This is a genomic window from Acetivibrio ethanolgignens (assembly GCF_001461035.1).
In the GTDB taxonomy this organism is placed as follows: domain Bacteria; phylum Bacillota; class Clostridia; order Lachnospirales; family Lachnospiraceae; genus Velocimicrobium; species Velocimicrobium ethanolgignens.
The window spans coordinates 1-10,129 of the sequence record NZ_LNAM01000216.1; the positions used below are offsets into that span (position 1 = coordinate 1).

Annotated in this window: 11 protein-coding genes; 3 read left to right on the top strand and 8 right to left on the bottom strand. The window is 41.7% G+C overall.

The window, feature by feature from the left end:
• Positions 1–60: 60 nt before the first annotated feature.
• From ASU35_RS20400 to greA, 4 genes are all read right to left on the bottom strand, one after another.
• Entirely contained in the window at positions 61–276 is a 216-nt protein-coding gene (locus ASU35_RS20400) for a DUF6462 family protein (protein WP_242861318.1), read from the bottom strand.
• Complete coding sequence (locus ASU35_RS20850) at positions 258–524, bottom strand: DUF6462 family protein (RefSeq protein WP_341473121.1); 267 nt, start codon at positions 522–524, stop codon at positions 258–260. Before ASU35_RS20850 ends, ASU35_RS20400 begins: the two co-directional genes overlap by 19 nt.
• A 454-nt stretch (positions 525–978) precedes the next feature.
• Positions 979–2,460: a lysine--tRNA ligase gene (gene lysS, locus ASU35_RS17360; RefSeq protein WP_058354224.1), complete on the bottom strand. Its 1,482-nt coding sequence runs from the start codon at positions 2,458–2,460 to the stop codon at positions 979–981.
• 56 nt (positions 2,461–2,516) lie between these two features.
• Positions 2,517–2,999 (bottom strand): transcription elongation factor GreA, encoded by a 483-nt coding sequence (gene greA / locus ASU35_RS17365; protein ID WP_058354225.1) that lies wholly within the window; start codon positions 2,997–2,999, stop codon positions 2,517–2,519.
• 196 nt (positions 3,000–3,195) lie between these two features.
• On the opposite strand from greA, the gene ASU35_RS17370 reads away from it, so the two are divergent.
• Complete coding sequence (locus tag ASU35_RS17370; RefSeq protein ID WP_058354226.1) at positions 3,196–3,591, top strand: bacteriohemerythrin; 396 nt, start codon at positions 3,196–3,198, stop codon at positions 3,589–3,591.
• 54 nt (positions 3,592–3,645) lie between these two features.
• On the opposite strand, the gene fba is transcribed toward ASU35_RS17370, so the two are convergent.
• Positions 3,646–4,515, bottom strand: coding sequence for a class II fructose-1,6-bisphosphate aldolase (gene fba, locus ASU35_RS17375; RefSeq protein WP_058354227.1), 870 nt, complete (start codon positions 4,513–4,515; stop codon positions 3,646–3,648).
• A gap of 139 nt (positions 4,516–4,654) precedes the next feature.
• Here fba and ASU35_RS17380 point away from each other — a divergent pair, with 139 nt between their 5' ends.
• Complete coding sequence (locus ASU35_RS17380) at positions 4,655–5,101, top strand: GatB/YqeY domain-containing protein (protein ID WP_058354228.1); 447 nt, start codon at positions 4,655–4,657, stop codon at positions 5,099–5,101.
• Between the two features lie 31 nt (positions 5,102–5,132).
• Here the strand turns inward: ASU35_RS17380 and ASU35_RS17385 are convergent, their stop codons facing one another.
• Complete coding sequence (locus ASU35_RS17385) at positions 5,133–6,917, bottom strand: 5'-nucleotidase C-terminal domain-containing protein (RefSeq protein ID WP_058354229.1); 1,785 nt, start codon at positions 6,915–6,917, stop codon at positions 5,133–5,135.
• A gap of 139 nt (positions 6,918–7,056) precedes the next feature.
• A complete protein-coding gene (locus tag ASU35_RS17390) occupies positions 7,057–7,902 on the bottom strand; it encodes an Mrp/NBP35 family ATP-binding protein (RefSeq protein ID WP_058354230.1) in 846 nt (281 codons plus the stop codon).
• Between the two features lie 201 nt (positions 7,903–8,103).
• Between ASU35_RS17390 and rpoD the strand changes: the two genes are divergently transcribed.
• The gene (rpoD, locus tag ASU35_RS17395) at positions 8,104–9,240 is read left to right on the top strand and encodes an RNA polymerase sigma factor RpoD (protein WP_058354231.1); all 1,137 of its coding nucleotides are present in this window, start codon (positions 8,104–8,106) and stop codon (positions 9,238–9,240) included.
• Positions 9,241–9,324: 84 nt separating this feature from the next.
• Here the strand turns inward: rpoD and ASU35_RS17400 are convergent, their stop codons facing one another.
• On the bottom strand, positions 9,325–10,029 hold the full coding sequence (locus ASU35_RS17400) for an ATP-binding cassette domain-containing protein (protein ID WP_058354232.1): 705 nt from the start codon (positions 10,027–10,029) through the stop codon (positions 9,325–9,327).
• Between the last annotated feature and the right edge of the window lie 100 nt (positions 10,030–10,129).

The following is a 10,129-nucleotide window of genomic DNA, read 5'->3' on the forward strand; positions in this document are numbered from 1 at the left end:
ATTTTTTTCTCAACCTTCTTTCTTGGAATTCCCTATATTTGAATTATACAGGAAGCTCCATTAGTATTCATCTCTAAAATGCTCCAAGTATTCATCTACTATTTCCGTATTTACAAGTACAGTTCCACCTATTCGATATATGGCACCTGATTCCCTTGCTATTTTTCTAAAACTATTGATTCCTATGGAATATAAAATAGCGCCCTCATCATAACGAACGAATTTCTTTCGCCCGTCCCTTATAAGTGCTTTCTGTATCAGCTTTCCTTCTGTGATAACCCATTGTCTTCTTCACTTCCTCTACAATTTTTTTCAAGATAATTCTCAAGCTTATCCAAATCTACAATTACTGTTTTTCTGATTTTCCAACATGCTCTGGCTTCCTTTGCAATCCTTACCATACTGTAATAAGGAATTGAATAATAAGAAGCTGCCTTTGCATAGGTAGTATATCGCCTCTTTTTCCCTTTTCGGATGTACTTATCAAGGCTTGGTCCGTTCCGGGTTTTCTTTGGTTTTGTCAGTTAAATCACCTCCTCTCCGTCCTGCTTCATAGAGTTCCATATAAATGCATATTGCTTCATATTTCTTTACAGAGTTCCAAGTAGCAAATCTAGTTTTTCAGTTTTGCCACAAAGCTGACACATCGAAAAATAGCGATTTTGTCTGTATTAATTGAACGCGTATGTAGCTCCATGGAGAATTTTGAAATTTCCATGAAAACAAAAAAGACACCTTGCTTCAGGTTTTCACCTGTAACAAAGTGTCTGTATTTCATCTTAAGCTATCCCTCAAGATAATTATTTAGTTTTGGAAATGCACCGTGACGCTCCATGATGATACAAAAGGTATCTGGCATTTTCACCGTCACGTCCCGACTTAATCCGTGATTTGTAAGATGGTTTGTTGACTCGTTATGGCTCTCCATAGAGCTCCATCCTATCACGTATTGTGTCGTAGGGCTTCGTCCTTCTCCATCTAGTTAAGCGACTTCATCGTCGGGAACAGTAATACATCCCTAATCGCTGGTGAATTAGTCAAAAGCATTACCAACCTGTCGATACCGTATCCGATACCACCGGTAGGCGGCATACCGATTTCCAGAGCATTTAAGAAGTCCTCATCGGTTGTGTTAGCTTCCTCATCACCGGCTGCCAGGGCTGCCTCCTGAGCCTTGAAACGCTCTCTTTGGTCGATTGGGTCATTTAACTCAGAGTAAGCATTTGCCATCTCACGACCATAGATGAAAAGCTCAAAACGCTCGGTAATTTCTGGATTCTCCGGCTTTTTCTTGGTAAGTGGAGAAATCTCAATCGGATGATCCATAACGAAGGTCGGCTGAATCAGCTTATCCTCCACAAATTCCTCAAAGAACAGAGCCAGGATATCACCCTTGCCATGTCTGCCCTCATAATGTACATGATGCTCGTCTGCCAGCTTTCTTGCTTCCTCTAAGGTAGTCACCTCTGAGAAATCCACACCTGCATACTTCTTAACAGCATCCATCATGCTGATACGCTCAAATGGCTTGCCTAAGTCAATCATAGCCTCAGCATATGGAATCAACGTGGTTCCGCAAACCTCCTGGGCTACATGACGGAACATAGTCTCTGTCAAATCCATCATGCCATGATAGTCTGTATATGCCTGGTACAGCTCCATCAGAGTAAATTCCGGATTGTGTCTGGTGTCCAGACCTTCGTTACGGAACACACGGCCGATTTCGTATACACGCTCCATACCGCCGACAATCAGTCTCTTTAAATAAAGCTCCAGAGAAATACGAAGCTTAACATCCTCATCAAGAGCATTGTAATGTGTCTCGAATGGTCTGGCAGCAGCTCCGCCGGCATTAGACACCAGCATCGGAGTCTCTACCTCCATAAAGCCCTGGCTGTCTAAAAATCTACGAATAGCGCTGATAATCTGAGAACGCTTGATAAAGGTCTCCTTTACCTCATCGTTCATAATCAAATCGGTATATCTTTGACGATAACGGATATCTGTATTTACCAGGCCGTGATACTTCTCTGGAAGAATCTGAAGACTCTTGGTAAGCAGGGTAATCTCAGCGGCATGAATAGAAATCTCGCCAGTCTTTGTCTTAAATACCTCACCCTTGATACCTACGATATCACCTACGTCAAATTTCTTGAAATCTGCATAGGTCTCTTCGCCGATAGAATCTCTGGCTACATAGGACTGGATATTACCCTTTAAGTCCTGTACGTTACAGAACGAAGCCTTGCCCATAACACGCTTGGACATAATACGTCCTGCGATGGATACATTCTTTCCTTCCAGCTCATTAAAATTATCCTTAATCTCTGTAGAATGATGAGTCACATCATATTTGGTAATCTGAAATGGGTCTTTGCCTCTCTCCTGAAGTTCCTTTAACTTATCACGTCTGACCTTTAATAATTGATTGATGTCCTGCTGCTGGTTATTCTCGCCCACACTCTTTCCTCCTGTTCTTTTTTCTTATATCTTTACTTACTTGTCTCTTTCTATCATTAGTTGGATTTCTGAATCTCTAAGATTTTGTAATCAATAACACCAGCCTGGGTTTCCACACTGATAGTATCACCAATCTTAGCACCGATTAAGGCCTTGCCAACTGGAGATTCATTGGAAATCTTACCCTTTAAGCTGTTTGCCTCAGTAGAACCGACAATCTTATACTCCAGCTCATCATTGTACTCCAGATCTAAAATTTTAACCTTACAGCCGATGTTAATCTTGTCTACATCAACATCCTCTTCTACAACGACCTCAGCATTTCTTAAAATCTTATCGATTTCTTCAATTCTTGCTTCAATATCACGCTGCTCATCCTTGGCTGCATCGTACTCCGCATTTTCAGATAAGTCTCCCTGCTCTCTGGCTTCCTTAATCTTTTCTGCTACTTCTTTTCTTCTGTTTACCTTCAGGTCCTGAAGCTCTTCTTCCAGCTGTTTTAAGCCTTCGTAAGTTAAAATATTTTTCTTCTCAGCCATGTTATCTCCTCTTTCTTTTCTATAATTTTTCTTGTACTATATATAAATTTTCACATACTTCAACATTCTATGTATTATATCGTAGAACCCCCGAAATGTCAATCAATATGAGTACTTTTTCCTCTTGTTTATTTCCGCATTTTTTGCTAGAATAATACCAACTTTTGAATATGCGTTTTAGAAAGGCGGTTTTTCCATGTTTGAAATGAAACCTGAATATTTTACTGGCATTGAACAAATCGATAACGAGCATAAGCGTCTTTTTGAGATTGCCAACAATCTTTGCGAGCTTATGAAAAATGATTTTATTTCTGACAAATATGATAATATCTGTACTGCTATCCAGGAGTTAAAGGACTACACCAGATATCATTTTTCCGATGAAGAAGCTTATATGCAGAGCGTTAGACATAAAAATATATTTTCCCAAAAAATAGAACATGATGCTTTTCTTCGCAAAATTGAGGAGTTAGAAATCAGTGATATTGATGAGAATCAAAAGGCGGTTATTTTTGATATGCTGAACTTCTTAAATGACTGGCTGGTACATCACATCCTTGAAAAGGATAAGCTGATTGCAGAAGATAAATAAAGCTAAAGGGGCTGGACTTAATACCAAAGTCCAGCCCCCTTTTATCTGCCTTAATTATTCAGCCTTACCTACAGAACCAAACAGCTCCATCTTTTCCTTTACAGTCGCCTTAATAGCCTCTGTACCAGGAGCTAACAGCTTACGAGGGTCAAAGCCCTTACCCTCTAAGTCCTTGCCTGCTTCAATGTACTTACGGGTAGCATCAGCAAAGGATAACTGACATTCTGTATTTACGTTAATCTTAGCTACACCAAGAGAAATAGCTTTCTTAATCATATCCTCAGGAATACCGGTACCACCGTGAAGAACTAATGGCATATCACCAGTCTTCTGCTGGATAGCATCCAGGGTTTCAAAGCTTAAGCCTGCCCAGTTTGCAGGATATTTTCCGTGAATATTTCCGATACCTGCTGCCAGCATAGTAACACCCAGGTCTGCAATCATCTTACACTCGTCCGGATCTGCACACTCACCAGCTCCGATAACACCGTCCTCTTCACCACCGATAGAACCAACCTCTGCTTCCAGAGAAAGTCCCTTATCCTTGCAGATACCAACCAGCTCTTTGGTCTTTTCTACATTTTCTGCAATTGGGTAATGGGAACCATCGAACATAATAGAGGAGAAGCCTGCCTCAATACAAGCCTTTGCTCCTTCATAGCTGCCGTGGTCTAAATGAAGTGCTACAGGAACAGTAATCTTTAACTCCTCCAGCATGCCATTTACCATACCAACAACGGTCTTATAACCACACATATACTTTCCGGCTCCCTCAGATACGCCCAGGATAACCGGGGATTTGAGTTCTTCTGCTGTTAAAAGGATGGCCTTCGTCCACTCCAGATTATTAATGTTAAACTGTCCTACTGCGTACTTACCAGCCTTTGCCTTAGTAAGCATCTCTTTTGCTGATACTAATGCCATGATTTAATCCTCCCTAATTGTCATAACTTGTTTCTCTTTATCGTTCTTATTATAATCTATTCTTCTATCCCTTGCAAGGGGCAATCAGACATGTTACAATAAAAATGTTAACAAAATAACACAGTTAAGGAGTGATATAATGTCTAAAATCGATGCTGTACGAGGTGAAATGGTAGCTGCCATGAAAGCCGGCAACAAGGAACGAAAGGAAATCCTCTCTCTTCTTTTAGCCGCTTTAAAGAACAAATCCATTGACAAGCGTGCCGATTTAACCGAGGAAGAAGAAAACCAGGTTGTACTAAAGGAAATCAAGCAGATAAATGAAACACTGGAGCTAACTCCAGCAGACCGGGAGGATATCATCAGCCAGTGTAAATTCCGTATCTCTGTTTTAGAAGAGTTTGCACCGAAGATGATGGATGAAGAGGAAATCACCCAGACCATTAAGGAGGTTCTGGCTGCACTTTCTATTGATACCCCTACCGGAAAGGATAAGGGCCGTATCATGAAGGAGCTGATGCCAAAGGTAAAGGGCAAGGCTGACGGTAAGCTGGTAAATGAAATTTTAGGAAATATGATGCAGTAAAAAAGGAGGGTATGCACCCTCCTTTTATCATTTATTTTGTAATCTTAACCGTTACTGTTGTCTTATACTTTCCACAAGTAGCTGTTACCTTTACTTTACCAGCCTTCTTTGCAGTCAGCTTACCGGTAGTCTTGCTGATAGAAGCGATATCCTTCTTATCTACAGACCAGGTAATCTTTTCAGGTGCAACTACGTTCTTCATCTCAGCCTCAAAGGTATAGCTCTTCGTTACCTTTAAGCTGCTAACCTTCTTGGTTAAGGAAAGCTTTGGCTGAGCATCTTTACCTGTAACGGTAGTAATTCTTCCACTTACTTCACAGCCCTTAGTACCATTCTTCTGGAAATACTGAACTAATACTTCCTCAAGAGTACCAAGCTCTGCTACCTTCTTTGTGCCAACGAACATTTCATAACCATCGCCACCGGCAGCGGTAAAGTTATTCATTGCTACGGTATATTTCTTAGTTAAGCTTAAGTCCTTGCCATTAATCTTAACAGAAACAACTCGGCTTCCTGCTTCCTTTTCCGGATTGAACTTAAAGGTAATACCACTTACCTGTAAGAAACCGCCGTTTGCATCCGGATATACACTTACAGAATGCTCCAGAGCCTTTAAGATAGCCTCTCCGGTCATCTCACGAACCTCTACCGTATTTCCGAATGGGAATACGGTAGCCATATCCAGCTTGGTAATATTGCCAGCCTTAATGGAAGCACGGATACCACCACCATTCTGAACTGCACAGTCTGCACCGGTCATAACACGAAGAGCATCCGTAGATAAGTTACCCAGGTTCGTTTCTTTTGTTCTTACATTTTCTCTGACACCATCCAGTTCAACTGCGGTTTCACCAACCACCTGGGCAAATAAAGGTTCATTTTCTTTTTTCAGTTTTTCAATTAAGGTCTTAACAGACTCATCCTCTTTTACATTTTCGCTGTCTGCAAGTAAAACTGCAGACTTCTTTACAATCTTCTTATCTGCGATTTCCAGCTCAACCATACCTACATTCTTGGTATACTCACCGGTCTGGGCAATCATGGTTCCATTCACTTCGATTACACCAAAAGGCAGCTCTGTATGACTGTGACCATCGATAATTAAATCAATTCCTTTTACATTTTCTGCCACCTTAAAGGAAGTATCTTCTCCCTCGGTACCTAAATGGGAAAGACAGATGATAATGTCTACCTGTGCTTCAAGCTCCTTCACAATGTTCTTTGCACTCTTTACCGGATCCATAAAGGTAAGTCCCTTAGTGTTATCCGGATGAGACTTATAGGTAGTCTCTGGAGTGGTTAAACCAAAAATACCAACCTTTACACCACCAACGGTTTTGATTGTGTATTGGGTGAATGCTCGTCCACCAGTTGTTTTATAGATGTTAGCAGTTACCATAGGAATCTTTGTCATGGATTTTTCTAAATCCTGCAATGCAGCAAGACCAAAGTCAAACTCATGGTTACCCATAGTCATAGCATCGTATCCAACAGCCTCTAAAATAGGAATAAGGCCTTTTCCTTTGCTGATGTTAATAATCGGCATACCCTGGAAAGCATCACCGGCATCCAGCACCAGTGTGTTAGGGTTAGCAGCCTTTGTCTCTTTTACTAAGGTCGCAATCTTTGCAAAGCCCCAGGATGCACCATACTCATCGGAATCTAACAGACGTCCGTGGGTATCGTTAGTGTGGATAATAGAAATTTTGGTTGTCGTGCTGGCTGCTTCTGCTTTGGCTGGAATCATCAGTCCTGAAAATACCATTGCCATTGCAAGAACCAGACTCAGCAGCTGCTTTGTCAGCTTCTTGTTCATAAATAACATTCCTCCCTACTAATTTTTTCCTTGTGGCAGACGGCTTACTCCTCTGCCACAGGCTATTTATTATTATACCTCTTTTTGGATAAAATTGCTATCCCTTTTGTCCCTTTTTAATAAATTTTAAGCATTTTTACTATTTTTGAACCGGGTGCACGGATTCCAGATAAGCCACAGCTCCATCGAGCCACTCTCCCTTAAGCTCTTCTACCTTTTCCGTATCAATGGCTTCACTGATAATGCGGCATAAAGGCAGCTGTCCCAAAAACTTGATGTCGTGCTTTGCAGCTGTTTCCTCTGCATGACTTTCACCAAATACCTGAATTTTTTTGCCACAATCCGGACATTCCACATAGGCATAGTTTTCAATCAGTCCCAAAACCGGAATATCCATTGCCTTAGCCATATTAACTGCTTTGGCTACAATCATAGAAACCAGATCCTGTGGAGAGGTTACAATAATGATACCATCCAATGGAATCGACTGGAATACGGTTAGTGGAACATCACCTGTTCCCGGAGGCATGTCCACAAACATATAATCTACATCTCCCCAGATAACCTCTGACCAGAACTGCTTTACTGTACCGGCGATAACCGGTCCTCTCCAGATAACCGGAGTCTCCTCGGAATCCAAAAGCAGGTTTACAGACATGACACGCACGCCCTTTTCTGATTCTACCGGAAAAATTCCCATTTCATTCCCTTGTGCCGCACCATGAATACCAAAAGCCTTTGGAATGGACGGTCCTGTAACATCAGCATCTAAAACCGCTGTTGTATAGCCCTTGCGGTTTAATAAAACGGACAGGTAGGAGGTCACAAAGGATTTACCTACTCCACCCTTACCACTGACAACCCCAATTACCTTCTTTACCCTACTGTACGCATTTAGCGGTTCATAAAGCTCTTCCTTTGACGGCTGTCTTGATGTGCACTCCTGAGAACAGCTAGAGCAGCTTCCTGAACAATTCTCACTCATATCTTTTCTCCTTTTCTTTTTAATACTGACTCTTATTCTAACACCTTTTTCTCTTTTTGTCATTAGGTTGGTCGTCTTGATTTTCTATTATCAAATCCTCTGAAAATTCGCCAAAAAACTTCTGAAACTTCTACTGGATTTCCTAATTCGACTGTGTTAAAATGGTACCTGGTGACATTTTCGCCAAGTGGAGGTTTTAACATGAGTGAAACATCAATACCAAGCTTTGAAGAAAAGCTGCATGACCTGGTTGAATTAGGTAAAAAAAACAAAGGTCTTCTTGAATTGGAAAAAGTAAATGATTTTTTTAAGGAATACAATCTGGATGCTCATCAGGTAGATAAAATCTATGAATACCTGGAAACTCAGAATATCGTCCTATTAACTGCTCCCGAACTGGATGATGAGCCAAATGATGATGCTCTTTTAGAGCTGGAGCAGAATCCTGATATGCTGGACGACTCTTCTGGAGACTATGATGAACTGGCAGCTGCCTCATCTAACTATATGTCAGATGACCCGGTAAAACAGTACCTAAAAGAAATTGGCGGCTATCCTCTTCTTTCTATCGAAGAAGAAATTGAACTGGCAAAGAAAATTGAGAACGGAGACGAGGCTGCAAAGCAGACCCTGGCAGAATCTAATCTTCGTCTGGTAGTCAGTATTGCAAAACGATACGTGGGCAGAGGTCTTTCTTTCCTGGATTTAATCCAGGAGGGTAATCTTGGACTTATCAAGGCTGTAGAAAAATTTGATTATAGCAAGGGCTACAAATTCAGCACCTATGCTACCTGGTGGATTCGCCAGGCTATTACCCGGTCCATTGCTGACCAAAGCCGTACCATCCGTATTCCGGTACATATGTCTGAGGTCATCAATAAAACCTATCGTGTTTCCAGAAGTCTTTTACAGGAGCTGGGCCGCGAGCCAAGCGAGCAGGAGCTTGCCGATGCCATGAATCTTCCCATTGAAAAGGTTCGTGAAATCCTGAAGGTTTCTGCAGACCCTATTTCTCTCGACACTCCAATCGGAGAAGAGGATGACAGCCACCTTGGAGATTTTATCAAGGATGATACGGTTGTTGGCCCTGAGGAAGCTGCTGCCTATGCCGTTCTCCAGGATCAGATAACCAAGCTTTTAGATACTCTAACAGAAAGAGAGCAGCGGGTTCTGATACTTCGTTTCGGTCTGAAGGATGGTCGTACCCGTACACTGGAGGAAGTGGGCAAGGAGTTTAATGTAACCCGTGAGCGCATCCGCCAGATTGAGGCCAAGGCTCTCAGAAAGCTCCGCCACCCAAGCCGTGCACGGATGTTAAAGGGCTATGACCTTGTATAGATAACAAAATAAGGAAGTATCGCTCCACAACTGCCTAATCAGTTATTTTGCGATACTCCTTTTTATTTTTTACGCGATAAAGTTTTAAAGTCGGTAGTTTACTGCCTGTGAGTGAAATAGCTTATAATACAGGCTTTCTGCTTTTTTCATCAGATTCTCATGAGTATCAAAATCAGCTACCGTTCCACCATCGATAACCAGCACCTTATCACAGAAAACACTGCTGGACATTCTATGGGAAATATAAAGTGCTGTTTTATCCTCTACCATTGTATTGAATTTTTCATAGATTTCCGCCTCTGAAATCGGGTCTGGAGCAGAAGCTGGCTCATCCATGATAACTAAAGAGCCGTCCTTATACAAGGCTCTTGCAATTGCAAGCTTTTGTGCCTCACCGCCAGACATCAAAATTCCCCTTTCTTCATATTCTTTACCATATAAGGAATCAAGTCCTTGTGGAAGCCCGTCAAGCTTTTCCTTCATTCCAACCTCTTCTATAATTTTCTCCAGGCGTTTCTCTTCTTCCGGTGCTTTTTCTGCCTGTCCGGTTATATTCTCCCGCAGAGAAAAAGCAAAGAGCTTATAGTCCTGGAAAACCGCAGCTACCGTTTTCATATAAGAGGTATAATCATAATCAAAGATATTTCGTCCATTTACCCGAATTTCTCCCTCTGTTACCTTATAAAGGCGGCAAAGAAGCTTTACTAACGTTGTTTTTCCGGCACCATTTAATCCCACAATGGATATCTTCTGTCCCCGTTCCACCCGGAAGCTTACATCATGAAGCACCTCTTTTTCACTGCCTGGATAGGCAAAGCTTACATGGTCAAAGTGAACTACCCATTGTCTAAAGCCAATGGGCTTCCTGCTTCATTGACCTCGCAACCTA

Coding starts and splice junctions, on each gene's coding strand:
- ASU35_RS17380 (WP_058354228.1), top strand. CDS start 4,655: ATGTCTAAAATCGATGCTGTACGAGGTGAAATGGTAGCTGCCATGAAA.
- ASU35_RS17390 (WP_058354230.1), bottom strand. CDS start 7,902: ATGAGTGAGAATTGTTCAGGAAGCTGCTCTAGCTGTTCTCAGGAGTGC.
- greA (WP_058354225.1), bottom strand. CDS start 2,999: ATGGCTGAGAAGAAAAATATTTTAACTTACGAAGGCTTAAAACAGCTG.
- ASU35_RS17370 (WP_058354226.1), top strand. CDS start 3,196: ATGTTTGAAATGAAACCTGAATATTTTACTGGCATTGAACAAATCGAT.
- rpoD (WP_058354231.1), top strand. CDS start 8,104: ATGAGTGAAACATCAATACCAAGCTTTGAAGAAAAGCTGCATGACCTG.
- fba (WP_058354227.1), bottom strand. CDS start 4,515: ATGGCATTAGTATCAGCAAAAGAGATGCTTACTAAGGCAAAGGCTGGT.
- ASU35_RS17385 (WP_058354229.1), bottom strand. CDS start 6,917: ATGAACAAGAAGCTGACAAAGCAGCTGCTGAGTCTGGTTCTTGCAATG.